Consider the following 26,885-nt stretch of genomic DNA (forward strand, 5'->3'; position numbering starts at 1 on the left):
GCCGAAGCGGGGTTTAGTTGCATAGAAGTTCTGTTACGCGAAATCCAGATCGTTCTGGTAATACCGCGCGTCATAGTTAATGGCTGTCAATGGAATCGTTCCATCATCATTCGGCACACCTTTCTCTGTTATGAGAAACGGCTGGGCTTGCCGCGGGCTATCGCCTTTGCCAAGAATGTAGGCCGTGGGGTTGTATCCGACACCTCGAAGGACAATTGGGGTCCGTGGCGCATGCGCCAATAGAGCAAGTCTGGCGCTCCCACCACTCTGCACCGCGATAGATTCAACCTGGCCGTCTGTGTTCTGTAGAAAGATCCGGAACGGACCAGGCCCATTCCAGTCGACCGGCTGCGACAACTCGACCAGCAACGGATTGCTGGTGTCGACGGAGACAATGTCTCCGTCTTGGCTGCCAGCCCTGGTGTTGTCGGCGCACAAAATTCGCTCACTAATCGTGAGAAGGTTGGCCTCTGGAAGCGCATCAAACTCGGTCAGGACGTCCTGGTACTGCAGTTTATTCCACTCCCGGTATGCGTGGATCTTTGCCTGCGCTTCAATCCGGACTCCAACCGACTCAATCCTCTTCGGGTTCACCGCCGATCTGTCCGGCGGGAGATAGATAGTCTCAGCGGCATCGTTCGCCGGGTTGATCCATTGGTACTCAATCCCATCGTTCTCGACTGGGCTCCCCTCGGTGCGTTGTTCAGAGCCAGGCAGCTTGTTTCGATGGTTGAAGAGAATCGCCGAATTCTCATTCTCGCGTTCGAAGAAAAGCCGGATCACGCTACCACGCCGGTATGCGCGGCAAAAGACCGCCTCGGCGATCATAGAAACAGTCTCTTCAAACGACAAATTATCGCTATCTATGGTGTAGTTGAACTGCGCAACATCTACGCCGAAGTAGGCAACTATATCTGCCTCTACCTGGTAGAAATTGTCAAAATCAATCTCTCTCTTGGGGCGGTTACCTATTTGCGGGTCTAGACAAACAGCCGAAAGAATATCGGCGACGCTCCGGGTGGCGAAGAGATCTGTTGTAAATGTTGATCCTTGAATTCGTCGTGGAAGCCTGCGCGTCACAAGAGCATTAAGCTTCCTTTCTTTGATCGCCAGCGCCCCATCAGTGGCGAACATAACCGCATGCACAGTCGTCACGTCACCAAAATCTTCCTGAGCGACGGAGCTGCATGCATACAAATCACGCCACTTGATCTCGTCGACCACAGACCCTTCGAAATCTGTATCCGAGTCTGTGATGCGACGTGCACGGAAGCGCCATCGCGTACTCAAATCTCCAGCCAGGCCGACGTCAAGCGTATCTGCGCGAGTCGAGCGTGACACTGCGGAACCAACGATCGTGCGCTCAAAGTCCAATACTGGTCCCGTGGGATCGCCGCTCTCGTCAAGGCGCTGACCTTCGAAACGATAGACAACATCACGCCGGTATTGCTGGCGTCCGTTATCCTTGTACAGACCGTTTAGCGCGACAACGTTAGCGATGATCCTGGTGATTGGCTGGATGGCTTCAACCGCGAACCAACCGGACCATCGTTCCCCTGTCGTGGTCAGTGTTGGCGTCAAGACTGACGATTGCCCCCCAAAACTTGTCTCCATCACAGTCCAGTCGGGGTTGACCAAGGCCGGATTGTTCAGGGTCAACAAACTGGAAGTGACCGTTGTCACCACATACTGCCCAGACAGATCGAATTGAACCGTATCTGACGGCCTAGTCAGTGTCGGGCTACCCGTCACAGGATTCGGAGCAATCTTGAACGCCCCCCACGCGGATGAATTCAGCGAGACATCTAAGCGCAGACGAGTGACGCCTGGCACAGGTACGTAGTTAACACTGACTACGCCATAGATCGCGGTAACGTTACTGCTTGCTGTGTAGGGTTCATCAGCATCACCGCCTGTGTGATCGGTCCAAGTCACATATCCGTTTGATACGGTGACAATTTGACCTGCCGACCAATTGGCCGTGTGATCCCCAGAAAAGTCGATCTCTCCCCAAGTTGGCGCCGCGGAATTCTCCGAACGAAACGTCGCGCCCCCTGCGGGAGTGAAAGAGTATGTACCCTGCGTTTGAACGGCATTCTGGATCTGAACGTTATCACCTGGGATGAACAGATCGGCAAAGTCAATGTCCGGATCTTGGGAGATAACCTGATTCGGCGACTTGAAGATCATTCCTCGCCGAACTACGCTTCCAAAGTCTTGAGGTTGCAGCACTTGCCCGTTCACGCTGTTGACGCGCTTCGCCGTGATGACAGGCAAGCCTATGACGTTCCCAATGCGTAGTTGCGGTGCATCTCCGCTGTTGGGCGATGTAAACGGAGCATACACTTCGACGGATGCTCCGGCTATCTCAGACACCATCGTCGTGTCATCGCGGACATCATGAACGTCGTATGCGCCGCGCCCGATGCACATGAACGCGACCTCTTTCTCCACATGGTTCTCAAATATTTTGTAGGGAGGCGAAAGGAGATCGGGCGTCGAGCGAACTTGCCCATATATGTCGGGCACCCTGCCATTCACTCGGACGCTATTGACGCGCTCGGAGAGGCCATTGTTCGGTGATTCTTGCTGCACATTCCGAGCTGTCGCATTCGGCGGTTCTTTGGCGAAGATCGATGTCAGAATCATCGACGCAGTCGACGTCGCAAGCGCCACTGCCAGCGCGGTCCAGAACCCAACCTCACCCGGACTGACTTCGACCACAAACGGGCCTGGAAGAGCCCGAAGCGCGAGTACATCCTCTTGAGATTTAGGCGCGACATTGGTCCCTGTCGCCATGTCGGTAATCTGTGCAGCGGAGACAGGGAGTACCCCAGCGCATACGTCGCCCTTGACGCTTGCCGCCATCACTTCCTGATTTGGTTGCCGTCGTGGCTTCTTCGTCCCTACCGCGAAGCCCATAAATCGAGCCACGGTAGTTACGAGGAATATCACCAGCGCAAATTTGGCCTGTCCTATTCCGAAAATTACGTGCACGTCTATTACGGCGCGCAGACGTGGGCATCCAACACGTCGCGGTCGTGGTGCAAGGAGCTGCCATGGCTTGCCCATCGATTCGTTCGTTTCGCGCTATACGACTTGGAAGGGGAGCCTTTCGCCACGTTCACCGGCAATCGAAGCTGGGACGAACAGCGAAAGGCTCAAGAGGCATGCCCCTCTGTCGATTTCGAGATCGAGGATTACGACGGCGAGCGGATCATCGTCACTACCAAGATTCAGGAACGAGAGTGGAAGCGCGGAACCGGTTGGTTCAAGTGGCTTTCCCTGCTCTACCGGCCCACGATTCACCGCTCGCTTGACTTGAGCTTCGGCGCAGAGCTGGGGCCTGAAAAAGGCTCATGGAAAGGCGGCACCACCGGTCACAGCATCGAAATGGAACCGGGCGAGCTGCACGAAGCCGCCATGCGCCGCTACTGCGAAAAGAAACACCGCTCCAAGAGCGGGCCTTTCCGGATCAAATTTGTTGGAGCCACGACATGACTGAGAACAACGCCGCCCAGCCTGGGCTGACGGATGACGAAATTCGTGTAGAGATCCATAACACAATTGGGTTCGCCTTCGACCCGGGCGAGACTCAAGAAGTAAATGCGGCCGATTTGATGAACGTGGCCCGCGCCCTGCTGTCCAAGCTGCGCGCCCCTGTAGCCGATGAGCGGGCGGCGTTTGAGTATGGCGCCCCGGCGGATGTGGCTCAACGCATTGAGCAGTATCTCGCCCAGGATGGCCGGATGAATTCGGCCACGCAGTTGCTGTACGAAGCCATGAAGGCGCTGCGGGCCTCCCAAGGGGATCGAAATGACGGATAAAGCAGAATTTGAAAGGCTGCTGGACGTGTACGGGTTCCGTTGCGAACGCTTCGGACAAGACCTATCCACCCACGCCCGCGCCCAAGTGGTGTCGACTTTCGCCGCCCTGGCAAGCGCCCCTGTAGCAGATGAAAGGCCCCTAGGCGCGATTATCAATGGCCGCACGCTGGCCGAGCGCTTGGAGGCATACCCATTTGAAAGCGAGGGGGGTAATCTGCGCTTGTGCTCGGATTGGGTGGAGTTTCGCCGCTGCTTCGAGTACCTGGCAGAGTGGGCAAGCGCCCCTGTAGCCGACCCCGCACCCGAATACGCTTACGGCGACGACGGCAGAACCGTAACCATGACGAACGCGGCTCGCGCGCCCTGTTATCGGGCAAGCGCCCCTGTAGCCGGGGAGGCGAAGCCAGTGGCGTGGTTCATAGACTGGCCTGAAGAGCCCGAGCTGGGCCATTACATTGCAGAGTCGCCAGCCGACAGTGGACGGAACCGCCCGTTGGTCTTCGCGGATGCCTCGCCACAGCAACGCACACCTGTTTCCGAAGAACCAGTGTATGCGTATCGCCGAAAGGGCCTGGACGATTTTGTGACTTGTACCCGCGAGCGATTCGACGAACTAAGCGCCAAGCCACGTCTGTTTGAAACCCGCATCTTCTATGCCGCGCCCCAGGCCAGCGAGGCGGAACTCAAGGAGGCCGCGGCTATGGCCCGCAGCTTTGGCGCGCCGGACATGGCTGATGCGCTTGAGGGGCGGGCCAGCGAGGCGGATGCTTTGATAGACGCCTTGGGCCAGTGCCGCGATGCGTTCCCCATCCCGGACATCGTAGGCTCAAAGCTTGATTTTCTTTGGCAGGAAGCCATGAGCGATCCGTCAGCGGTCCCGGCGTACATCAAGGCCCGCGCCGCCCTGTCCGCGCAACCGGGAGCGCAGAAGGAGCAGAGCGATGCGAACTGACCGCGAATTGCTGGAGCTGGCGGCGCGAGCGAATTGGGCGCAGGAGGTGGCTGACGATGAGATCTCTTTGCGGTACTGCGAGATAAACGACGGCATCCTGTACCTGCACGCTGACAACCAGGATCACAACGGACGCGATCGCGAGTTCGTGTGGAACCCGCTCACCGACGACGGCGATGCGCTGCGGCTGGCGGTGAAGCTATCGCTTCGGGTAGAGGCCCGGCCTGATGGTCACATCTACGTGTGGAGCGGCGAATACTTGATATGGCGCGACTTCGCGTTTAACGAGCATGTCGACCATGAGAGAGAAGCCGCGATGCGCCGCGCGATCGTGAACACGGCCGCTGAAATCGGTGCCCACCCCAAGCAGCACAACGACGGAGGCGCGGAATGAGTGAGCCAATCGTCCCGATGGACTACGTGTACGGCATGAAGGTGGTCAACATCGGCGATCTGCGAGTGGCGCGCGGCAAATCGCAGCGCGCCCCATCCACCTGCAAGCACGTCCGCCTGGCCTTCGATACAGACGAGCGCCGCGTCTACTGCCAGGACTGCGAGCAGGATGTGGAGCCGTTCGACGCATTCTTGCAGCTGGTGGAGCGCCACCACCACCTAGACGCCAAGGCCGAGCGGCTGCGCGAGGACGCCGCGCATACCGTCATCAGCCGCGCGGCAAAGCGCATGGATGCAGCCTGGCGCAGCAAGACCATGGCCCCACTCTGCCCGCACTGCACGAAGGCGATCATGCCCGAGGACGTCGTGAACGGCGTGGGCATGACCAGTAAGGAATGGGAGGTGCGCCGGCGCGCCGCCCGCGCCACCACCGACAACAAGGAGCAGTAAATGGGATGGCCTGATGCAATCGTTACGTGCGTTGGCATTGCGACCGCTGGCGCAATCGCATGGAAATTCCTGGACGCACTTTTCGGGCCTAAGACTTTAGACGATGAGGAGGAGCAATAAATGGCACATGCAGCCCAACACCAAGCACCGGCCGCGGCGCCGAAGGGGGAGTCATGACCGAACGCGACCTGATCGACATCGACAAGATTGCCGACATGCTGGGCCTGAACCGCAAGCACGTCCGCGATCGCACATCCAAGCGGGCCGACTTCCCCCGCGCCTTCAAAATCGGCCGGCGCAAGCTGTATGATCGCGAGGAAGTTTTGGACTGGATCGACGGACACCAGCAGGCACCAGACGGTCGGCGCACGCCACCTTTACGCCAAACCCCGTCACAACCCGCATGAAACCTGGGGATCGGGTGTCCGGTCTCGGGCACCACCCCGCCACGGGCCAGGCGTCCCTCCTTCGTCGCAAACCGGCGAACCGCCTGCCTCGTCAAACTGAGGCGCGCAAAATTCCCCCCGCCGTTCTAATCTAGTCCGGTAACCAGGGAGCGCGCCATGATCACCCTCTACTCGTACCCCGGACTCTATGGGCTGGAAGACAACAACCCCTACGGCCTGAAGATCTACGCCTTCCTGAAGCTGTGCCGGCTGCCCTTCGACCACCGGCATACGCTCGACGTGCAGTCCGCCCCGCGCGGCCAACTGCCCTACATCGCCGACGGCGATCTGCGCATCGGCGACAGCGACGCCATCATCGCCTACCTGAAGCGCCAGTACGAACTGACCGTCGACGATTCCCTCACGCCCGAGCAGCAGCGGCAGGACCTGCTGGTGCGCCGCGCGCTGGACGACCTGTACTGGGTCATGTCCTATTCGCGCTGGCGCGATGACCGCTATTGGCCGACCTTCCGCCGGGCACTGCTGGACGCCCACCCCGACGTCACGCCCGAGCAGCTGGAAGCCGCCCGCCAATACAACTTCCAGCGCTACCACTACCAAGGCATAGGCCGCTATGCGCCCGAGGACGCCTATGCGCGCGGAATCGCCGACCTGGAGGCGATCTCCAGCCTGCTGGGCGAGGACGGCTTCATGTTCGGCCCCAATCCGGGCAGCGTGGACGCGGGGATCTACGGCTTCCTCGCCAATATCTATTTCTACGCCATCGACACGCCGCTCAAGCAAGGCCTGGTGGCGCGGCGCAATCTGGTAAGCCACTGCAACGCCGTGCGCGCCGAATTGGGTTAGGGCCTGCCGCCCCTCCTGCTCATGGCCTCCGGCCCCGGGGCGGCTTCCAAAAAAACGTTATTCTTGCGCCTCGTTTTCCATGTTTCCGCCCTGCGCCGGCAGGGCTCCAGACCTCACTTGACCACCGCTTCCACCTCCCCGCCCTTCATCGTCCTCGACGCCTGCGTCCTCATGTCCGGCATCCTGCGCCGCCTGCTGCTCAGGCTGGCCGAGGCCGGCGTGTACACGCCAGTCTGGACCGACCGCATCGGCGAGGAATGGCGCCGCAATGCCTCGCGCATCTGGGAAATCCCGCCGGAAGTGATGATGGAGATGTGGGACGACATGAACGCGCGCTTTCCCGGCGCCCGCGAGACGGACACCCAGGTCTACGAGGCTTCCTTGCGCTACAGCGACCCCAAGGACTTCCACGTGATCGCGGCCGGCCTGGCGCGGCGCGCGCGCTGCGGCCTGCAGCAGCCGCCGGTGGTGCAGGTGCTGACCTGGAACCTGAAGGACTTCAACCGTTCGGAGCTGCGGCGCCAAGGGCTGGACGTCTACAACCCCGATCGCATGCTGACGCAGTGGTGGCAAGCCGCTCCCGACGCCATCCGCGCGGCGGCGGCGCAGGTGCCCGCGGACTATGTGGCGCTGGGGCGCGAACCCGAGTCGCTGTCCACGACGCTGCACCGCGAACGCCTGTACGGCCTGAAGAACCTGCTGGCGCGCGACGCCGCGCAGAACGGCGCCGCCTGAACCAGGCTGGCGTGCTCAGTGATCGTGGTTGCTGGCGGCGAAGCCCGCCGCGTTGAGCACGTCGATCACTTCCTGGATGTGCTCGTGGCCACGCGTCTGCAGCACGAAATCCACCTCGACGTTGCGCACCGGCAATGAAGTGAAAGCGCGCTGGTGGTGCACTTCGGTGATGTTGGCCTGCGCGTCGGCGATGAGCTTGGTGGCATGGGCCAGCGCGCCCGGCAGGTCGCGCAGGTCCACGCGGATGCGGGCCAGCCGCCCGGCGCGCACCATGCCGCGCTCGATCAGTTCGCCCAGCATCAGGGGATCGATGTTGCCGCCCGTCAGCACCAGGCCGATGCGCTTGCCCTTGTAGCGGTCGCTGCCTTCTTCCTTGGCGCGCAGCAGCGCGGCCAGGCCGGCGGCGCCCGCGCCTTCGACCACCGATTTCTCGATCTCCAGCAGCACCACGATGGCGTGCTCGATATCGCTTTCGCTGACCAGCTCCAGGCGATCGACCAGCTGGGTCACGATGGGCTGGGTCAGCGCGCCCGGCGACTTCACCGCAATGCCCTCGGCAATGGTGTATGCGCCCTGCGGCATGGACACGCCCTTGACGGCGGCGTACATGGACGGGAAACGCTCGGTCTGCACGCCGACGATCTCGATGCCCGGCTTGAGCGCCTTGGCCGCGGTGGCGATGCCGGAGATCAGGCCGCCGCCGCCGATGGCGATGACCAGGGTGTCCAGCTGCGGCTGGTCTTCCAGCATCTCCAGCGCCACCGTGCCCTGCCCTGATATGACCGCCTCGTCGTCATAGGGGTGGATCATGATCAGGCCGCGCTCCTGCGCCAGCTCGTAGCCGCGCGCCTTGGCGTCGTCGAAGGTATCGCCGGCCAGCACCACCTCGGCGCCGAAGCGGCGCGTGTTGGCGACCTTGACGGTGGGCGTGAAGCGCGGCATCACGATCACGGCGGGCACGCCCATGCGCTGGGCATGGTAAGCCACGCCCTGCGCGTGGTTGCCGGCAGACACCGCGATCACGCCCTTGGCGCGTTCGTCTTCCGACAGCGTCAGCATGCGGTTGAGCGCGCCGCGCTCCTTGAACGAAGCCGTGAACTGCAGGTTCTCGAACTTCAGCCAGATCTCGGCGCCGAAGATGTCGGACAGCGTGCGGGACAGGGTAAACGGGGTCTTCAGCACCTGGCCGCGCAGGTTTTCGCGGGCGGTCTGAATGGAGGCGATATCGATCACGATGGAAATCCTGTTAGCGCACTGGCAGGAAATTGAACAGCAGCAGGCCCTGCGCGTAGTTGATCCCGATACGCCGCGTGTTCTCGCCGAGCAGATTGGCGATCAGGTCCAGGCGGCCGATGATGGCGCCGAATTCGCGTTCAAAGCTGAGGTTAGTGGCGTTCTGGGACATTTCGTTGGCCAGCAGCAAGGGTTCGCCCTGGGCATTGCGGCGCGACGCCAGCAGCCAGGCGGCTGCCTCGACGTTCCGTGCGGCATTGTAGACCCGCTGCCCGTCCAGGGCGTCGGTGGCGTACAGGCGGGTCTTGCCGTTATGGGCCGCGATGATGGTGTCGGCCAAGCCGTAGATGAAGGCGCCGACCCGGTCGCCGGAATAGTTGGGGTCCAGCGACACGGCCAGGATCTGGATGTCGCGCAGGCCCGTCAGGTCCTTGGGCGGGATGCGGACCTCGATGGAATGCTTGACCAGCAACACCGCCTTGGCCAGATCGGGCGCGCCCGACTTGCGCCATTCGCGCGGATTGCGGCGGTAGAGCTTGTCCAGCAGGACATACAGGCTGGCGAGGTTGTCGCGCACCTCCAGCGTGACGGTGCGGTTGAAGTCCGTCTGGCCGAACTGGTCGACGGACATGTCCTCGCCCTTGGGGCTGCCCTTGCCCGGCGCAGGGCTACTCATGCAGCCGCTCAGCAGCGCCGCTAGCAGCACCGCGGCACTGGCGGGTCCGGCCCACGCCGTCATGCCTTGCCCATCCGTTTCCCCCTTTTCGCCACGTCGCATATGCCATCCTCCGAGGTCGGGGGGCTACGCTCACGCGCCAGACTTTACAGGAAGGTAGGCGCAGTTGGGAGATGTCCGGGGCCTGAAGAAGCAAGAAGATGAATCAGGCCGGACCCAGGCGCGCGCGGCCCATGAAAAACGGCGCCCGAAGGCGCCGTCTCGTGCTACCGGTCAAGCAGGCTTATTCAGCTTGCGGTTCCGATTGCGGGGCAGCTTCGGCCGCAGCAGGTTGCTGCTGCTCGATGCCGCCGATGGCCTTGATGGACAGGCGCAGGCGGCCCTTGTCGTCGGCCTCGATGACCTTGACGCGGACTTGCTGGCCGACCTTCAGCACATCGTTGATGTTGGCGATGCGGTAGTTGGCGATTTCCGAGATGTGCAGCAGGCCGTCGCGGCCCGGCAGCACTTGCACGATGGCGCCGAAGTCCAGCAGGCGCAGCACGGCGCCTTCATAGATCTGGCCCACTTCGACGTCGGCGGTCAGTTCGACGATGCGGCGCTGGGCTTCCTTGGCCTGCGCTTCGTCGACGCTGGCGATCACGATCGTGCCGTCGTCGGAGATGTCGATCTGCGTGCCGGTTTCTTCGGTCAGCGCGCGGATGGTGGCGCCGCCCTTGCCGATCACGTCGCGGATCTTCTCGGGGTTGATCTTGATGGTCAGCATGCGCGGGGCGAAAGCCGACAGCTCGCCGCGCGAACCGTCCAGCGCTTCCTTCATCTTGCCCAGGATGTGCAGGCGGCCTTCGCGGGCTTGAGCCAGCGCCACTTGCATGATTTCCTTGGTGATGCCCTGGATCTTGATGTCCATCTGCAGTGCGGTAACGCCGTTTTCGGTGCCCGCGACCTTGAAGTCCATGTCGCCCAGGTGATCTTCGTCGCCCAGGATGTCCGTCAGCACGGCGAACTTGCCGCCGTCCAGGATCAGGCCCATGGCCACGCCAGCCACGTGATCCTTGACCGGCACGCCGGCGTCCATCATGGCCAGCGAGCCGCCGCAGACCGAAGCCATCGACGACGAGCCGTTGGACTCGGTGATTTCCGACACGATGCGGATCGTGTACTGGAAGTCTTCAGGCGCCGGCAGCAGCGGGATCAGCGAACGCTTGGCGAGGCGGCCGTGGCCGATTTCGCGGCGCTTGGGCACACCGATGCGGCCCGTTTCGCCGGTGGCGAACGGAGGCATGTTGTAGTGCATCATGAAGCGGTCGCGGTACTCGCCCATGAGCGCGTCGATGATCTGTTCGTCTTGCTTGGTGCCCAGCGTGGCCACGACCAGCGCTTGCGTTTCACCACGGGTGAACAGCGCGCTGCCGTGTGCGCGGGGCAGCACGCCCAGACGCACGCTGATGGGGCGCACGGTGCGGGTGTCGCGGCCGTCGATGCGCGGCTCGCCGTTCAGGATCTGGCCGCGGACGATGGCCGATTCCAGCGAGAACATGATGTTGTCGACGGTCACGGCGTCCGGCAGCGACTCGCCCTTTTCGGCGGCGGCGGCGGCCAGCTTGGCCGACACGTCGGCCGACACTTCACGCAGCTTGGCGGTACGGGCTTGCTTTTCGCGGATTTGGTAGGCGGCGTTCAGGCCTTCCTGGGCAGCCGAAGTCACGGCGGCGATCAGGGCTTGGTCCTTGGCCGGCGCTTGCCAATCCCAATCGGGCTTGCCAGCGTCCTTCACGAGTTCGTGAATGGCGTTGATGACGGTCTGCATTTGCTGGTGGCCGTAGACCACGCCGCCCAACATGACTTCCTCGGACAGCTCTTGGGCTTCCGATTCCACCATCAGCACGGCGTTTTCCGTACCGGCGACAACCAGGTTCAGCTTCGACGACTTCAGGTCCGATGCGGTCGGGTTGATGGCGTATTGGCCATCGATGTAACCCACGCGAGCGGCGCCGATCGGGCCCGTGAACGGGATGCCCGAGATGGCCAGAGCGGCCGAGGCGCCGATCATGGCGGCGATGTCGGGATCGATTTCAGGATTGACCGACAGCGTGTGGATGACCACCTGGACTTCGTTGTAGAAGTCTTCGGGGAACAGCGGACGCAGGGGACGGTCGATCAGGCGCGAGGTCAGCGTTTCCTTCTCAGAAGGCTTGCCTTCGCGCTTGAAGAAGCCACCCGGGATACGGCCGGCGGCGTAGGTCTTTTCGATGTAGTCAACGGTCAGCGGGAAAAACGTCTGACCGGGCTTGGCCTTCTTGGAAGCCACGACAGTGGCGAGGACGACGGTGTCCTCGATCGACACCACAACGGCGCCGGAGGCCTGGCGAGCGATTTCGCCAGTTTCCAGGACGACCGTGTGCTGGCCGTACTGGAACGATTTTGTCACTTTGTTGAACATGACGATTATTCCTTACAAATGAAAAACCGTGGCCGTCGCGACATGCGTCGCACCGACCACGGTTATTGCGTCATGGGGAGCCAGCCCCGTCGATCACTTACGCAGACCGAGTTTTTCGATCAGTGCGCGGTACGAATCGGGATTGCGGCCCTTGAGATAGTCGAGCAACTTGCGGCGACGGCTGACCATGCGCAGCAGACCGCGGCGCGAGTGATGGTCCTTCATGTGTTCTTTGAAGTGACCGGTCAGTTCGTTGATGCGGGCGGTGAGCAGAGCCACCTGAACTTCGGGGGAGCCGGTATCGCCTTGAGCGCGTTGGAATTGCGCGACGATATCGGATTTCTTGATGTCAGCTACAGACATTTATGACCTCTTCGGACATGCGACAGGGCCGAGGCGCCCTGACGTGGTTTGGAAAATTTTTGCGCGGACCTGGCGGAATTCGCTTTCTCACTGCTGCCATTGATGACTCAAACAGAAGCCTGGAACGCGGCTGTGGACGCGGTGTTTCGACACCGGGGCCTGGCACCTGGACCAGCTCTGCGGACTACGCAAAGGATGTTGCAAAATCAATACACTTGATAAAGCTCGATGATTATAGCCGATTCGATAGAATTACCCCAGTGACGGGTGCCCGCCCCGCTGCGGGCCCCAATCCGATGTCAGGAGAAAACCATGTCTAAATATTACAGAAGCGCCCGCCTCGCGCTCGCCGCCGCCGCACTGGCGGGTCTGGCGGCATGCGCCAACATGGCCCAGATTCCGCCCGGCACGCCCTACGCCGACGTGCAGGCCCAGTTCGGCCGGCCCAACTTCGAATGCCCGCAAGCCAATGGCGGGCGCCGCGTCATCTGGACGCAGCAACCCATGGGCCAGTACGCCTGGGGCACCAATGTCGGCGCCGACGGCCGCGTGGGCCCCGTCGTTCCGCTGCTGACCGACGCGCACTTCAAGGTCCTCAGCGAAGGCGAATGGGGCCCCGACCGCGTGCGGTGCGAATTCGGCCCGCCCGCGCGCATCGACGAAGCCGGCCTGGGCGAAAAGCGCGAGGTCATCTGGTCTTACCGCTACAAGGAAAACGGCGTCTGGAACTCCCTGATGTACGTGTACATGAGCCGCGACGGCAGCAAGTTTACGCACTTCCACCCCGGCCCCGACCCCATGTATGACGACGACAGGCTCATGTGGCACTGAGCTCCGGGACGTAAAAATGCAAAACCCGCCATCCGGCGGGTTTTGTTTGGGCGGCGATGCGGCCGCGATCAGGAGGACTGGTTGCGGCGTTCCTGCGTCAGGCGGCGCGCGCGGTTCCAGCGCCAGGCCCACATGATCCAGCCCGACAGGCCGTACAGCACGAACAGGCCGAACAGCACGACCGGGGGATCGCTGGACACGAACACGAACACGGCCACCACCAGCAGGATGCCCCAGAACGGCACGCTGCGGCCCAGCGCGAAGCTCTTGCCGCTGAAGAACGGTGCATTCGACACCATCGAAATGCCCGCGTACATGGTCAGCGTGAACGCTGCCCACGCCATCAAGCTGTCATGGATGGGCAGCTTGTTGTCCACCGCCAGCCAGACAAAGCCCGCCACCAGCGCACCCGCGGCCGGGCTGGGCAAGCCTTGGAAGAAGCGCTTGTCCACCACGGCGATATTGGTGTTGAAGCGGGCCAGGCGCAGCGCGGCGCCGGCCACGTAGACGAAGGCGGCCAACCAGCCCCAGCGGCCCAGGTCGTTCAGGATCCATTCGTACATGACCAGCGCCGGCGCGACGCCAAAGGAGGTCATGTCGGACAGCGAATCGTACTGCTCGCCGAAGGCGGACTGCGTGTTGGTCAGGCGGGCGACCCGGCCATCCATGCCGTCCAGCACCATGGCCGCGAAAATGGCGATGGCGGCGATTTCGAAGCGATCGTTCATGGCCTGCACGACGGCGTAGAACCCCGCGAACAGCGCCGCGGTGGTGAACGCGTTGGGCAGCAGGTAGATGCTTCGGTGGCGGTTCTCGGAATCGCGCATGGAAAAATTGGGCATGGTCTCAATAACTTACAACGAACATTGAAAGGTTAACCCATCTGGCCCCGCTTGCGGGGCGGAGCAAGCCGCGTACCTGGGCAAATCGACGGGGACGCCAAAAAAAAAGCGGCATGCCCTCGCAGGCATGCCGCTATGACCCTGATTGCGCGGGGTCACCCCCGCGCAGTGGCATGGATCAGTTCTTGGACTTGTCCACCAGCTTGTTGGCGGCGATCCAGGGCATCATGGCGCGCAGCTTGCCGCCCACTTGCTCGATCTGCGATTCCGCGTTGATGCGGCGGCGCGAGGTCAGCGTCGGGGCGCCGGCGGTGTTTTCCAGGATGAACTTCTTGGCGTATTCGCCGGTCTGGATGTCCGTCAGGCACTGGCGCATGGCCTTGCGGGTTTCGTCGGTGACGATCTTCGGACCCGTTTCGTACTCGCCGAACTCGGCGTTGTTCGAGATCGAGTAGTTCATGTTGGCGATGCCGCCTTCATAGATCAGATCGACGATCAGCTTCAGTTCGTGCAGGCACTCGAAGTACGCCATTTCGGGCGCGTAGCCGGCTTCCGTCAGCGTGTCGAAACCGGCCTTGATCAGTTCGACGGTACCGCCGCACAGCACGGCCTGTTCGCCGAACAGGTCGGTTTCGGTTTCTTCGCGGAAGTTGGTTTCGATGATGCCGGCACGGCCGCCGCCGTTGGCGCTGGCGTACGACAGGGCCACGTCACGCGCGGCGCCCGACTTGTCCTGGTACACGGCCACCAGGTGGGGCACGCCGCCACCTTGCTTGTACGTGTTGCGCACCGTGTGGCCCGGGGCCTTCGGGGCGATCATGATGACGTCGATGTCTTCGCGCGGCACGACCTGGCCGTAGTGCACATTGAAGCCGTGGGCGAACGCCAGGGCGGCGCCGGGCTTGATGTTGGCGTGCACTTCCTTGTTGTAGACCGAAGCGATGTTCTCGTCGGGCAGCAACATCATGACGATGTCGGCGGACTTGACGGCGTCGGCGACTTCCTTGACTTCCAGACCGGCGTTGGCGGCCTTGTTCCACGAGGCGCCGCCCTTGCGCAGGCCGACCACGACCTTCACGCCGGACTCATGCAGGTTCTGCGCGTGCGCGTGGCCTTGCGAGCCGTAGCCGATGATGGCAACAGTCTTGCCCTTGACCAGGGAGAGATCGCAGTCTTTGTCGTAGAAAACTTTCATGGTTGTGCTCCAGATTCCAGTATTTTGGATATTTGTTTAATTCAGATGTAGGGTGCTGCGTAGCCTGGAAGGCCGGTCAAATCTTCAAAATCCGTTCACCGCGTCCGATGCCGGACACGCCGGTGCGCACGGTTTCAAGGATTGCACTGCGGTCCAGGGCCTCCAGGAAGGCCTGTACTTTTTCCTGCACCCCCGTCAATTCGATGGTGTAGGACTTGTCGGTCACGTCGATGATGCGGCCGCGGAAGATATCCGCCATGCGCTTCATTTCCTCGCGCTCCTTGCCGACCGCGCGCACCTTCACGAGCATCAGCTCGCGCTCGATGTGAGCGCCTTCGGTCAGGTCGACGACCTTGACCACATCCACCAGGCGGTTCAGGTGTTTGGTGATCTGCTCGATGATTTCATCGGAACCGGTGGTCACGATGGTCATGCGCGACAGCGTGGAGTCCTCGGTGGGCGCCACGGTCAGGGTCTCGATGTTGTAGCCCCGCGCGGAAAACAGGCCCACCACGCGCGACAGCGCGCCGGGTTCGTTTTCGAGGAGGACGGAAATCACGTGCTTCATGGGTGGCCTCCTTACAGGTCTTCAGAGCCGAGCAGCATTTCGGTCAGCCCGCGGCCGGCCTTGACCATCGGCCACACGTTTTCGGTGCGGTCGGTGATGAAGTCCAGGAACACCAGGCGATCCTTGTGCTTCTTGAACGCTTCGCGCAGCGCCGGCTCGACGTCCGCCGGGCGCTCGATGCGCAGACCCACGTGGCCATAGGCCTCGGCCACCTTGACGAAATCGGGCAGCGAATCCATGTAGGACTCGGAATAGCGCGAACCGTAGTCGATCTGCTGCCACTGCCGGACCATGCCCAGGAAGCGGTTGTTCAGGCAGATGATCTTCGGCGTCAGGCGGTACTGGTGGCAGGTCGACAGTTCCTGGATGTTCATCTGGATGGACCCTTCGCCAGTGATGACGGCGACGTCGTGTCCAGGATTGGCCATCTGCACGCCCATGGCGTACGGCAGGCCCACGCCCATGGTGCCCAGGCCGCCGGAGTTGATCCAGCGGCGCGGCTTGTCGAACTTGTAGTACTGCGCGGCCCACATCTGGTGCTGGCCCACGTCGGAAGTCACGAAGGCGTCGCCGCCGGTCACTTCCCAGAGCTTTTCCACCACGTATTGCGGCTTGATGACCTCGTCCGAGTTGGCGAACTTCAGGCATTCCTTGCCGCGCCAGGACTCGACCTGCTCCCACCACTTGGTGATCGGGGCGGGCTTGTGCTCGGCCGCGGCGATGTCGTACTGCGCGCTGAGGTCCGCCAGGACGTCCTTGACGTTACCGACGATCGGGACGTCCACGCGCACGCGCTTGGAGATCGACGAGGGATCGATATCGATATGGATGATCTTGCGGGCGTTCTGGGCGAAGTGCTTGGGGTTGCCGATCACGCGGTCGTCGAAACGGGCGCCAATGGCCAGCAGCACGTCGCAGTGCTGCATCGCCATATTGGCCTCGTAGGTGCCGTGCATGCCGGGCATGCCCACGAACTGGCCGCTGCTGGCCGGGTAGCCGCCCAGGCCCATCAGGGTGCTGGTGCAGGGCGCGCCCAGTTGCGACACGAGCTTGTTCAGTTCGGGCGCGGCGTTCGACAGGATCACCCCGCCGCCCGTGTAGATCATCGGCCGCTCGGCGGCCAGCAGCATCTGCACGGCTTTCTTGATCTGCCCCTGGTGGCCCTTGTTGACGGGCGCGTAGGAGCGCATCGAGATCTCGCCCTTGGGCGGCGTGTACTTGCACTGCGCGATGGTGATGTCCTTGGGGATATCCACCAGCACCGGGCCGGGACGGCCGGTGCGCGCGATGTAGAACGCGCGGCGCATGGTTTCGGCCAGGTCCTTGACGTCGCGCACGAGGAAGTTGTGCTTGACGCAGGGACGCGTGATGCCGACGGTGTCGCATTCCTGGAAGGCGTCCTCGCCAATGGCCGCAGTGGGCACCTGCCCGCTGATGATGACCATGGGGATGGAATCCATGTAGGCGGTGGCGATGCCGGTGACGGCATTGGTCACGCCCGGTCCGCTGGTCACGAGGCAGACGCCGACCTTTTGCGACGAGCGCGAATAGGCATCGGCGGCGTGCACGGCGGCCTGCTCGTGACGAACCAGGATATGCTGGAATTTGTCTTGCTTGAAAATCGCGTCGTAGATGTAAAGCACCGCGCCGCCAGGGTAGCCGAAAACGTGTTCCACGCCTTCATCGGCCAGGCAGCGCACGACGATGTCGGCGCCATTCAGTTCCATGTTGTCATTCCTTTCAGTACCGGCCCTGCAACCCTGACTGCTGCTCGCCCGGATACGGCGGCAACTGAACCCATACCGGTTCCGACAACATGATCCGGCGCTTTGCGGCTCACGGAGCCACGCCACCCGGACACCTTGCCGACCCGGCACACGCTCGACAAGAACGCAGTGCAAACGCCCCTGGGGGACGCTGGAGGTCGAAATGGAAGCCTTGGCAACACACGCTTGTGGCGCGGCCAACGGCAGGTGTAACTGCTGCGGGATGGCTGGGGGGTGATCCAGGCAATCCGCCTCAACGCACCGGTTTCGGATAGGCAGACCGGTGCAAGTGGAGCAATTTACCGCGTTGCGTCAAAGGTGGCAAATCGGCTTTTGCACCAGCGTTGCGTGGAAGGTTCGGTAACCATCCGACCCCAAAAATCTGGGCAGTCTCTCTATACTTGTTTCGTCTCCCAAAATCGAACCCGCCGCCCATGGATTTGCGCATTGCCAGCATCCGCCGCTTCCTCTACAGCCACTACTTCTTCGGAGGGGTGCGCCAGGGGGTGGGAATGCTGTTGCCCGTGCTGGTGCTGGGCGGCCTCTTCGGCAACTACACCACCGGGCTGGTCGCGACCTTCGGCGCGCAGTGCCTCGCCATCATCGACCAGCCGGGCGGGCCGCAGCGCCACCGCACCAACGAGATGCTGGGCGGCGCCGCGCTGGGTACGCTGACCGTCATCATCACCGGCTTCGCGTCCTCGCACCCCGTGCTGATCTGGCTGGCGGTCATCGCGCAGTGTTTCGTCTATTCGATGTTCACGGTGTTCGGCAAGCGCGGCGGGCTGATCGGCTTTGCCGGGCTGCTGCTGATGACCCTGACCATGCATTCGCCGCTGGCGCCGCACGAGGTGCTGGCGCACGCCGCGGCCACGCTGGGCGGGGCGCTGTTCTACGTGGCGTTCAGCCTGGGATTCTCGCGCCTGTTCTGGCTGCGTGAAGAGCAGCAAGCCATGTCGGTGGCGCTGTTCGCCACCGCCGACTATGTGGCGGCGCGCGCGGCCTTCTACGACGAAACGGCCGACCTCGACGACGCCTATCGCGAGGTCATGCAGCGCCAATCCGTCATGACTGAAAAGCACCAGGCGGCGCGCGACATGGTGCTGCGCGCCCTGCCCCGCGGCAAGGGCCTGGGCGACCGTCAGCGCGTGATGATCTGGAACATGTTCGTGGACATGCTGCAGCTGCTGGACACGCTGGTGGCCACGCACACCGACTACCCCGCGCTGCGCCGCGCGCTGGCTGGCAGCGATTGCCTGATGTTCATGCGCGACGCGCTGGTGAAGATGTCGCTGGAGCTCAACCGCATCGCGCTGGACGTGTCGCGCGGACGCAAGGTGCAGTACCGCAGCAGCGCCAAGGCCGAGCTGCGCGCCATCGAGTACGAGATCGAACAGCTCAAGCAGCAGGGCCTGGGCGAGCGGGAGCCGGAGATGCTGGCGCTGATCGTCCAGGTGCTGCGCCGGCTGCGCAATTCGGCGCGCATCGTCAACCGCCTGGCCGACCATACCGCCGCCTCGCCCGACGCCAAGCCGACCGACGTGCTGCGCATCAACAAGTCGCTGACGCGCTTCATTTCGCGCCAGGAATTCCGCGTGGGGCTCTTGACCAGCAACCTGCGCCTGGATTCGCCGCACTTCCGCTACGCGCTGCGCGTAACGGCCGCCGCGGCCATCGCCATGACCCTGGCCAGCCAGTGGCTGTCGCCGGCATTTTCCGCGCATAACTACTGGATCATGCTGACGATCGTCATCATCATGAAGCCCGGTTTCGCGCTGACGCGCCAGCGCAACAGCTGGCGCCTGATGGGCACGCTGATCGGCTGCATTCTGGCCTTGCTGCTGTTCAACCTGACCGATCGGCCGGAACTCCTGTTCGCGGCGCTGCTGGGCGCCTGCATCATGGGCAACAGCCTGGTGCAGCTGAACTACATGGCCAGCGCCACCTTCAACACGCTGTTCGTGGTGCTGGTGTTCCACTTCGTGTCGCCGGGCACCGTCTCCATGGCGGTGATCGGCGAACGCGCCATCGACACGCTGATCGGCTGCGCGCTGGCGCTGATCTGCAGCTACATCCTGCCCTGGTGGGAGGCCCGCTACCTGAAACCTCTGGCGGCCGCGGCCACGCGCGCCAACCGCGAATACCTGATCGCGGGCCTGCGCTATGTCGAGGCCATGCAGGCCCACGGCGCGCCGGTGGGCGCCGCCGCCGGCGAAACCCCGGCGGTGACGGACGCCGACCTGGCGTGGCGGCTGGCGCGCAAGAACGTGCACATCGCCTTCAGCAATTTCGCCGAAGCGTTCTACCGCATGATGAGCGAGCCCACGTCGCACCAGGTGAGCGTGCCCGAGCTGAACAACCTGCTGATCCAGAACCACATCCTGGCTTCGCAGATCACGGCGGTCATTCCCATCCTGGCCGCCCTGCCGGCCACGCCCGAGGCCGTGCAGCGGGCGCTGACCGGCATGGTGGACCTGCTGGACGAGAATCGGGCGCAAGCGCCGACCGGCCTGCCGACCCAGTTCGACACCGAAGGCGAACTGGCGGCGCTGGTTTATCCGATCAAGCAGATGCTGAAGGCGGCGCACATGATCCGCCAGGAATTGCACGCGCTGGCCGATCCCACGCACGCGCCGCGGGTGGCGGCGGCAGCGTGACCGCCTTGGGTTGAGCTGGCGGAATCGGGGAATCCCGGGCGCGAGGCCCGGGACCGGATCAGACCTTGCGGCGGAACACCAGCTTGTCTTGCGACGAGGCGGAGGCGTCGAACTTGTAGCCTTCCAGGTCGAAGCCCTGCAGGCCTTCGGGCTTGGACACCTTGTGCAGGATCGCGTAGCGCGCCATCAGGCCGCGCGCGCGCTTGGCGTGGAAGCTGATGATCTTCCAGGCGCCGTTCTTCCAGTCCTGGAACACGCACTGCACCACCCGCGCCTTCAGCGTCTTCAGGTCGACCGACTTGAAGTATTCCTCGGACGCCAGGTTGACGATGACGGGCGTCTTCTGGCCGGCCTGCCGTTCGTTCAGGTAATCGGCGATGGCCGGCCCCCAGTACTCGTACAGGTTCTTGCCCTTGGGCGTGGCCAGGCGCGTGCCCATTTCCAGGCGGTACGGCTGCATCAGGTCCAGCGGGCGCAGCACGCCATACAGGCCGCTCAGGATGGCCACGTGCTCTTGCGCCCAATCCAGCTGCTTGGCCGACAGGGTGGCGGCCTCCAGCCCTTCGTAGACGTCGCCGTTGAAAGCCAGCACCGCCTGGCGCGAATTGGTCTGCGTGAAGCTGCGCTTCCAGTGGGCATAGCGCTGCACGTTCAGCTCGGACAGCGCCGGGCTCAGGCTCATGAGTTCGGAGATGTCCTCGGCCGACTTGGTCTTCAGCACTTTGATGAGGGCGGCGGCCTGGTCCACGAACAGCGGCTGGGTATGCGTCTCGATGTGCAGCGGCGAGTCGTAATCCAGCTTCTTGGCGGGAGAAAGCAGAAACAGCATTCGGGAATTCCTTTTTAGCGTGCCGTCCAGCCGCCATCGACCGAGACGGACGTACCTGTGATTTGCGCGGCAGCGTCCGAAGCCAGGAACACCGCGGTGCCCCCCAACTGCTCCGGCGTCACGAACTGCAGCGACGGTTGCTTCTCGCTCAGCAGTTCGCGCGCGGCGGTTTCCTGATCGACGCCGTTCTTTTCCGCCATCGCGGTGATCTGCTTTTCAACCAGCGGGGTGCGGACCCAGCCCGGGCAGATGGAGTTGGCGGTGATGCCCTGCCCCGCCGTCTCCAGCGCGGTGACCTTGGTGAAACCGACCACGCCATGCTTGGCCGCCACGTAGGCCGACTTGTTGGCCGAGGCCACCAGGCCGTGGGCCGACGCGATGTTGATGATGCGGCCGAATCCCTGCTTCTTCATGTGCGGCAAGGCGGCGGCGGTGCCATGGAACACGGCCGACAGGTTCAGCGCCAGGATCGCGTCCCATTTTTCGGTGGGGAAATCCTCGATCAAGGCGGTGTGCTGGATGCCGGCGTTGTTGACCAGGATGTCGATGCGGCCCAACTGGCGCACGGCGTTCTCGACCAGCTCGCGCACGGCCGCGCCCTTGGACAAGTCGGCGCCGTCGTAGATGACCTTCACGCCGTGCTTGTCGGCCAGGCTGGCGCGGAGCTTTTCGATTTCGGCGGCATCGCCGAAGCCGTTCAAGACGATATCGGCGCCTTGCTGGGCAAAGGCAGTGGCGATACCCAGGCCGATGCCGCTGGTGGAACCGGTGACAAGGGCGACTTTTCCTTTAAGCATGAGCATTCTCCTGTGGTCGGGCGCGTTGGGCGGGCAAAGCAAGGGTCAAGTGTAGCTGCCCGGCATGACGGCAATCATGCCATGTCCGTACGGCCCGCAGGGTCAAGCAGCGGGAGGAGAGTCGCGTGGCGCGGGAGGTTTCGGCGTCTCGTCCTGGGCCGGTTCCGCCGCCGGCAGATCGGCCATGCCGCCCCGGTTCTCGGGTATGCGTTCCAGCAGCTTGATCAGCATCGGCACCACGCCCATCGAAATCGCCACGATGACGGACAGCAGATCGCGCTGTTCCAGATTCATCAGATGGTTGTCCCAGGCTTCATTGAAGATGGCGAAGCTGAACTCGCCGCCCTGCGCCAGCGCCAGGGCGAACAGCAGGCGGTGATAGCGCGGCAGGCCCAGGAAGCGCGAAAAGCCGTACAGAATCAAGGCCTTGACCAGCAGCAGCGCGAACACGCCCACTAGAATGAAAGGCCAATGGTTGGCCACCACCTTCAAGTTCACCGACATGCCGATGGCCACGAAGAACAGGCCCAGCAACAGGCCCTTGAACGGATCGATCGCCTTTTCCAGATCGTCCCGGTAGCGGGACTCGGCCATCAACACGCCCACCAGGAACCCGCCTAGGCCCGCCGATAGGCCGGCGTAGTCGAACAGTTGGGCGGCGCCCACCACCATCAGCAGGGCGGCAGCCGTGAACAATTCGTTCAGTTGCGCCCGGGCGGCCCAGCCCAGCAGCCGCAGCCGGTACGCCGCGGCGACCACCACCACGGCGATCAGCGCCTCCTTGAAGGAAGGCGCCGAGGCTCCGTCGGAACCCAACAGGCCCGCCGCCACCAGCATCGGGATCGCCGCCATGTCCTGGAACAGCAGTATCCCCAGCGCCGACCTGCCCAGCGGCGTGCGCGTCAGCATGCGCTCGTCCAGCAGCCGCAAGGCCACCGCCGTGGACGACAGGGCCAGCGACAGGCCGCAAAGGATCGCCGCCTGCCACTCCATGCCGGCCAAGTGCCGCAGCGCCGCGCCGAACACCACCGCCAGCAGCAGCCCGCAAGCCAGCATCTGCAAGGAACCCAGCACGAAGACTTCGTTGCGCATGGCCCACAGGCGCTTGGGGGAAAGCTCCAGCCCGATGATGAACAGCATCATCACCACGCCCCACTGGGACACGCCGATCATGGTGTCCACATTGGTGACGAGCCTGAGACAGGACGGCCCCACCAACACGCCGGCAAGCAGGTATCCCGGGATCGCGCCCAGGCCCAGCAACTGGGTCAGGGGCACGCACAGCACGGCCGCAAGCAGGAGGATGAGGATCAGATCCATGGGACTAGCGGTTCCGGGATGAACGCCTAGACAGGCGCATTGCCTGGGCGGGAGCGCCCGGCATGTCGGAATTCTGCGCAAAGAACGCCGCCACTGAAAGCCAGTTGAAACCCGCTGTGGGGGACTTTCAACTACCCCCTTTACACAAACAAAAAAAATCCTGTAGAATTGCGGGCTTCGCTGCTTCGACAACGAAGATCCTTCCGACCAGGGATCTTTAGTGGAAGACCCGGCCCTTGGGGTAACCCAGGCCAGCCAGGAACACCGCCGTTACGAAACCCAGCAAGGAGAGGTGGCAGAGTGGTCGAATGTACCTGACTCGAAATCAGGCGTACGGTATCCCCGTACCGTGGGTTCGAATCCCACCCTCTCCGCCAGTATTCCAAGCACTTACGTGCTTTGCAGAGGCCCCGAAAGGGGCCTTTTGCTTTTAGGCTGTCGAGGGCGCAAGCATCCCTGTCAAGCAGACATTGGCTGATAGATGATCGGAGCGAGGGTCAATCGAAGCATGAGTTGCACCGGCGGGAGGCCGCGTATCGACTCGTGCGGGCGGCATTGATCCAGACGTATTGCGTCAGGCGGCCCACAGCAGTCGATCAAACAGCTCATGACCCGAATCGGACATGCCGAAGGGTTGGGCATGCCTATCTCGATCGCCAAGCACTCCCGGCTTGCCTCGTCGCTCACGTAGCGTTCGGAACCGTCGACCGCCGCAGAGCGCGTCCTGCATGATGTAGAGCGCCCAACGGCGATTGGGCTCTGTGGCCGATCCAAATGCCTATAGAGATTGGTCCGGCAGCCGCTTCTTGTAGCGCCGAGTCAACTTAAGACGCGGCCGGCAAACATGCTCTTGAGTTTGGCGTTTTCAGCTTCCAGTTCACGCAGCCGCCGCAACTCGGACTTCTGAACATCGGAGTACTCACTCCTCCAAAGGTAAGACGTGGCATCGCCGATGCCATGTTTGCGACACAGCTCGGCGACTGGCATGCCGGCTTCACCCCCCCCCTTCAATACGGCAACGATCTGGCCCTCTGTAAATCTACTTTTCTTCAAGGAAATCTCCGACTCAGGCAGATTCCGAAGTTCCACCGGTCGGCGCCTACCTGAAGGGGAAGCTTATGAGAGCACGTCAGTCGCTCCCTGAAAGAGAGCCTTACGAACGCCTTCCTGAATTCCGACTTGGGATTCCAAATCGCGGGTCACTGCATTGTGACCGCCAAGATCATTTTCAAAGAGTTTGGTTACTTCGAACCTCCACTTTGCAATAGCAACTTGCTCTAGCAGGAACTGCTGCATTGTAATATTTTCCGCTTTCAGAGCCTTCGGAAGTAGAAAGCTTGCAGTCAGGCAAGGAAGAGTATTGATTTTAAAAAATTATTCCCCAATCGAAACGAACAATAAAATTACTTCTTGAATAGCCACGCACGCCAAGTATTCGATGTGAAGCGAGCGCATATTTCTTGAGCAACTCTGAAGTTTTTCTCGGGACAGCGGCCGGACACAGTTCCTGAGCACCTGGGTCGATATATTTTTGATCGTAATTGAAAATACACTTCTCCCGAACTCGAATTTCAACCGGGGGCAGCGCCTTGGCCTCTCCGTTATTTTCCATCCCCCCCCAACAGTAGCCTCCCGCCCTATCGCAACTGGCTCCAATAGATAATCGCCTATCCGCTGACCGCACATGAATGATAAAAGGCCGGCATGATGCTCGATAAAGAAAAGACCATTGCTAGAGCCATCACTCACAGGTTTCGCCACGAGAGCTCCATGACTTTTCAAACCGAGGATCAACTCGATCGACAGTAGGCGTGAGCCACGCTCACGCGTCAGGGAGCGCAAGGGAAACTGAGCAACAATGCGCACGGATGCAAAGGGGAACTTGAATTTTTCGGACTACTACGGCCCATCATTATTGGTAGTTGCATAATGATCAGTCTATCGGTCCAATATATAGATCCGGACTGGAGGTCGCAATGGTGCTTCAAACAGTTGTACACGGACGAGCAGGAAAACGACCTTTAGCCAAGCATGGAAAATACCGCCACGCCGTGTTCGAAAAACTCCGGAGTTGGAAACTTCCTTGTCCGCCCGATTCAGAGTTCGATCAATTTGACTCGGGCAAGACAGGCCATATCTTCTCGCTGGACCAGAGCTGGGCGGTCATCGGCACGGCTCGGTTGCTACCCACCACAAAAGAGTATCTGCTTGGGGAATTCCCAAAATGATCAATGGCGGCCCCATCAAGATCCTCGTTTGTATGGGAGCTGCCGCGCTCCCACGCTGTCGACCTTGGGAACATCTGAAAGCGGCTAGCCATGGCCGCATAGTGTTCCTACTTCTGGCAATCGCTAAAATTGGCGGGGATTACCCTTCGTTGTTCGCGGCCTTGACGCCACGCAAACAGAACGACGGAAGGCTGCCCCGGCAGACCGACAGCAACGCCACAAGCGGCCCGCGGCCTGGGCCTGAAGCCGGGCACAGCATCGGCCCATGGCGCCCGGAAGCTGCGCTGGCGTGCGCAGCGAGGCCGACAGCGCGCCATCGCCAGATATGGACCAATGTCACTTTGGCGCCATATGGCAAGCCGCAGGCGAAAGACCTCCATAGAATCCGACCGCAGAAGGCACGGCCAGCACGTGCCGCGCACCGCAACCGCGCATTGGACAAATGCGAGGCCGGCGGATGCGGGTTTTCATCGGATCTAGAGAGTCAAATGTCTTATTCATATGCGGTGCGCACGGCCGCCCTGGTCTTGGCAACCTTGGGGATGGCAAATGCACACGCCGCCGCCGATACGGCAATACCCGTGGGCATCGACAATTTTGCCCGTGCCGAGTCCGATCTCTACATGACCAAGATGGTGTCGGACGGCAGTTTCGGCAAGTTGGTCCATAGCCGGGAGCCTGTCGCCATCGATGCCCAGAACGTCATCCGGATGAACCGCGACACGCTCTACTCGAGCGGCGTGTTCGATCTTGATGCGGGTCCCGTCACGATCGAGCTGCCCGACGCGGGCGAAAGGTTCATGTCGATGCTCGTGGTCAACGAAGACCACTACGTACCCGCCGTCTTCTATGGCGCGGGCCGCCATCTCCTGACGAAAGAGCAAATCGGCACTCGGTATGTCTTTGTCGCCATCCGCACCTTGGCGGACCCGGCGGACAAGAAGGATCTCGAACAGGTGCATGCGCTACAGGACGAGATGCGGGTCAGCCAGGACAAGGCCGGTACCTTTGTCATTCCGAAATGGGATCAGGCAAGCCAGAAAAAGGTGCGTGACGCCTTGCTGGTGCTGGCCTCGGCCATACCCAACTACAACCGCGCGTTTGGCTCCAAGGACCAGGTCGATCCCATCCATCATCTGATCGGGACTGCGGCGGGATGGGGCGGAAACCCCAGCAAGGACGCCACCTACCTCACGGGAGTGATACCGCAGAACGACGGAAAGACGGTGTACCGGCTCAGTGTCGGATCCGTTCCCGTCCAGGGTTTCTGGTCCATCGCCGTCTACAACGCCGAGGGCTACTTCCAGAAGAATCCCTACGACGCCTATTCCTTGAACAATCTCACCGCCAAGAAGAACGCCGACGGATCGATCGACATCCAATTCGGCGGCTGCGACGGAAAGATTGCGAATTGCCTGCCCATCATGCCGGACTGGAACTACACCGTAAGGCTGTATCAACCGGATGAGCAGATATTGAGCGGCCAATGGCATTTCCCGCAGCCGCAACCCGTGGTTCACTGAAACC

26 protein-coding genes, 1 tRNA gene and 1 pseudogene are annotated in these 26,885 nt (G+C 62.1%); 13 read left to right on the top strand and 15 right to left on the bottom strand.

The annotated features are described in order from the left end of the window. Positions 1-33: 33 nt before the first annotated feature. Entirely contained in the window at positions 34-2,922 is a 2,889-nt protein-coding gene (locus FOC84_RS06515) for a host specificity factor TipJ family phage tail protein (RefSeq protein WP_173143712.1), read from the bottom strand. On the opposite strand from FOC84_RS06515, the gene FOC84_RS06520 reads away from it, so the two are divergent. The 8 genes from FOC84_RS06520 (at position 2,809) to FOC84_RS06555 (ending at position 7,610) form a co-directional block, all read left to right on the top strand. Next, entirely contained in the window at positions 2,809-3,501 is a 693-nt protein-coding gene (locus FOC84_RS06520) for a hypothetical protein (RefSeq protein WP_438800878.1), read from the top strand. The two genes, FOC84_RS06515 and FOC84_RS06520, sit on opposite strands and share 114 nt — an antisense overlap. Next, positions 3,498-3,827, top strand: a complete 330-nt coding sequence (locus FOC84_RS06525; RefSeq protein WP_173143714.1) for a hypothetical protein — start codon at positions 3,498-3,500, stop codon at positions 3,825-3,827. The genes FOC84_RS06520 and FOC84_RS06525 overlap by 4 nt, the downstream gene beginning before the upstream one ends. Further along, entirely contained in the window at positions 3,817-4,779 is a 963-nt protein-coding gene (locus tag FOC84_RS06530; protein ID WP_173143715.1) for a hypothetical protein, read from the top strand. Before FOC84_RS06525 ends, FOC84_RS06530 begins: the two co-directional genes overlap by 11 nt. Further along, the gene (locus FOC84_RS06535; protein WP_173143716.1) at positions 4,769-5,173 is read left to right on the top strand and encodes a hypothetical protein; all 405 of its coding nucleotides are present in this window, start codon (positions 4,769-4,771) and stop codon (positions 5,171-5,173) included. The genes FOC84_RS06530 and FOC84_RS06535 overlap by 11 nt, the downstream gene beginning before the upstream one ends. Continuing rightward, the gene (locus FOC84_RS06540) at positions 5,170-5,622 is read left to right on the top strand and encodes a hypothetical protein (protein ID WP_173143717.1); all 453 of its coding nucleotides are present in this window, start codon (positions 5,170-5,172) and stop codon (positions 5,620-5,622) included. Before FOC84_RS06535 ends, FOC84_RS06540 begins: the two co-directional genes overlap by 4 nt. A gap of 173 nt (positions 5,623-5,795) precedes the next feature. Continuing rightward, positions 5,796-6,029, top strand: a complete 234-nt coding sequence (locus FOC84_RS06545; protein WP_054440402.1) for a helix-turn-helix transcriptional regulator — start codon at positions 5,796-5,798, stop codon at positions 6,027-6,029. Positions 6,030-6,185: 156 nt separating this feature from the next. Next, positions 6,186-6,875 carry a glutathione S-transferase family protein gene (locus FOC84_RS06550; RefSeq protein ID WP_173143718.1) on the top strand — a complete coding sequence of 230 codons (690 nt, stop codon included), beginning with the start codon at positions 6,186-6,188 and terminating at the stop codon, positions 6,873-6,875. Between the two features lie 171 nt (positions 6,876-7,046). Beyond that, positions 7,047-7,610, top strand: a complete 564-nt coding sequence (locus tag FOC84_RS06555) for a PIN domain-containing protein (RefSeq protein ID WP_254242000.1) — start codon at positions 7,047-7,049, stop codon at positions 7,608-7,610. Positions 7,611-7,625: 15 nt separating this feature from the next. On the opposite strand, the gene FOC84_RS06560 is transcribed toward FOC84_RS06555, so the two are convergent. The 4 genes from FOC84_RS06560 to rpsO form a co-directional block, all read right to left on the bottom strand. Beyond that, positions 7,626-8,843 carry a threonine ammonia-lyase gene (locus tag FOC84_RS06560; RefSeq protein WP_173143720.1) on the bottom strand — a complete coding sequence of 406 codons (1,218 nt, stop codon included), beginning with the start codon at positions 8,841-8,843 and terminating at the stop codon, positions 7,626-7,628. A 13-nt stretch (positions 8,844-8,856) separates the two neighbouring features. Further along, a complete protein-coding gene (locus FOC84_RS06565; RefSeq protein WP_173149988.1) occupies positions 8,857-9,582 on the bottom strand; it encodes a hypothetical protein in 726 nt (241 codons plus the stop codon). Between the two features lie 220 nt (positions 9,583-9,802). Beyond that, entirely contained in the window at positions 9,803-11,962 is a 2,160-nt protein-coding gene (gene pnp / locus FOC84_RS06570) for a polyribonucleotide nucleotidyltransferase (protein WP_173143721.1), read from the bottom strand. 93 nt (positions 11,963-12,055) lie between these two features. Further along, positions 12,056-12,325, bottom strand: coding sequence for a 30S ribosomal protein S15 (gene rpsO / locus FOC84_RS06575; protein WP_006223612.1), 270 nt, complete (start codon positions 12,323-12,325; stop codon positions 12,056-12,058). Between the two features lie 312 nt (positions 12,326-12,637). On the opposite strand from rpsO, the gene FOC84_RS06580 reads away from it, so the two are divergent. After that, positions 12,638-13,156: a hypothetical protein gene (locus tag FOC84_RS06580; RefSeq protein ID WP_173143722.1), complete on the top strand. Its 519-nt coding sequence runs from the start codon at positions 12,638-12,640 to the stop codon at positions 13,154-13,156. A 68-nt stretch (positions 13,157-13,224) separates the two neighbouring features. Here the strand turns inward: FOC84_RS06580 and pssA are convergent, their stop codons facing one another. From pssA to FOC84_RS06600, 4 genes are all read right to left on the bottom strand, one after another. After that, positions 13,225-13,998: a CDP-diacylglycerol--serine O-phosphatidyltransferase gene (pssA, locus tag FOC84_RS06585; protein WP_173143723.1), complete on the bottom strand. Its 774-nt coding sequence runs from the start codon at positions 13,996-13,998 to the stop codon at positions 13,225-13,227. A gap of 178 nt (positions 13,999-14,176) precedes the next feature. Next, the gene (gene ilvC / locus FOC84_RS06590; RefSeq protein WP_173143724.1) at positions 14,177-15,193 is read right to left on the bottom strand and encodes a ketol-acid reductoisomerase; all 1,017 of its coding nucleotides are present in this window, start codon (positions 15,191-15,193) and stop codon (positions 14,177-14,179) included. 76 nt (positions 15,194-15,269) lie between these two features. Next, positions 15,270-15,761: an acetolactate synthase small subunit gene (gene ilvN, locus FOC84_RS06595; protein ID WP_054450173.1), complete on the bottom strand. Its 492-nt coding sequence runs from the start codon at positions 15,759-15,761 to the stop codon at positions 15,270-15,272. A gap of 11 nt (positions 15,762-15,772) precedes the next feature. Further along, positions 15,773-17,488, bottom strand: a complete 1,716-nt coding sequence (locus FOC84_RS06600; protein WP_173143725.1) for an acetolactate synthase 3 catalytic subunit — start codon at positions 17,486-17,488, stop codon at positions 15,773-15,775. A 473-nt stretch (positions 17,489-17,961) separates the two neighbouring features. Here FOC84_RS06600 and FOC84_RS06605 point away from each other — a divergent pair, with 473 nt between their 5' ends. Further along, the gene (locus FOC84_RS06605) at positions 17,962-20,184 is read left to right on the top strand and encodes an FUSC family protein (RefSeq protein ID WP_173143726.1); all 2,223 of its coding nucleotides are present in this window, start codon (positions 17,962-17,964) and stop codon (positions 20,182-20,184) included. Positions 20,185-20,242: 58 nt separating this feature from the next. Here the strand turns inward: FOC84_RS06605 and yaaA are convergent, their stop codons facing one another. From yaaA to FOC84_RS06620, 3 genes are all read right to left on the bottom strand, one after another. Next, a complete protein-coding gene (gene yaaA / locus FOC84_RS06610) occupies positions 20,243-21,013 on the bottom strand; it encodes a peroxide stress protein YaaA (RefSeq protein WP_173143727.1) in 771 nt (256 codons plus the stop codon). Positions 21,014-21,027: 14 nt separating this feature from the next. Then, a complete protein-coding gene (locus FOC84_RS06615; RefSeq protein ID WP_173143728.1) occupies positions 21,028-21,810 on the bottom strand; it encodes a 3-hydroxybutyrate dehydrogenase in 783 nt (260 codons plus the stop codon). A gap of 102 nt (positions 21,811-21,912) precedes the next feature. Then, the gene (locus FOC84_RS06620; protein WP_173143729.1) at positions 21,913-23,130 is read right to left on the bottom strand and encodes a cation:proton antiporter domain-containing protein; all 1,218 of its coding nucleotides are present in this window, start codon (positions 23,128-23,130) and stop codon (positions 21,913-21,915) included. 286 nt (positions 23,131-23,416) lie between these two features. On the opposite strand from FOC84_RS06620, the gene FOC84_RS06625 reads away from it, so the two are divergent. Beyond that, positions 23,417-23,507: transfer RNA gene (locus FOC84_RS06625), tRNA-Ser, on the top strand. Positions 23,508-23,967: 460 nt separating this feature from the next. On the opposite strand, the pseudogene FOC84_RS06630 reads toward FOC84_RS06625, so the two are convergent. The 3 genes and pseudogenes from FOC84_RS06630 to FOC84_RS33540 all read right to left on the bottom strand — a co-directional run. Next, positions 23,968-24,183, bottom strand: a pseudogene (locus FOC84_RS06630) (transposase); the annotation flags it as partial. 63 nt (positions 24,184-24,246) lie between these two features. After that, positions 24,247-24,426 (bottom strand): hypothetical protein, encoded by a 180-nt coding sequence (locus FOC84_RS06635; RefSeq protein WP_173143731.1) that lies wholly within the window; start codon positions 24,424-24,426, stop codon positions 24,247-24,249. A gap of 70 nt (positions 24,427-24,496) precedes the next feature. Further along, positions 24,497-24,742, bottom strand: a complete 246-nt coding sequence (locus FOC84_RS33540) for a hypothetical protein (protein ID WP_173143732.1) — start codon at positions 24,740-24,742, stop codon at positions 24,497-24,499. A gap of 364 nt (positions 24,743-25,106) precedes the next feature. On the opposite strand from FOC84_RS33540, the gene FOC84_RS06645 reads away from it, so the two are divergent. After that, positions 25,107-25,358, top strand: coding sequence for an acyl-homoserine-lactone synthase (locus FOC84_RS06645; protein WP_173143733.1), 252 nt, complete (start codon positions 25,107-25,109; stop codon positions 25,356-25,358). Between the two features lie 542 nt (positions 25,359-25,900). Beyond that, the gene (locus FOC84_RS06650) at positions 25,901-26,881 is read left to right on the top strand and encodes a DUF1214 domain-containing protein (protein WP_254241922.1); all 981 of its coding nucleotides are present in this window, start codon (positions 25,901-25,903) and stop codon (positions 26,879-26,881) included. Positions 26,882-26,885 lie beyond the last annotated feature (4 nt).

The sequence above is a fragment of the Achromobacter pestifer genome, from assembly GCF_013267355.1.
Taxonomy (GTDB): Bacteria; Pseudomonadota; Gammaproteobacteria; order Burkholderiales; family Burkholderiaceae_B; genus Achromobacter; species Achromobacter pestifer_A.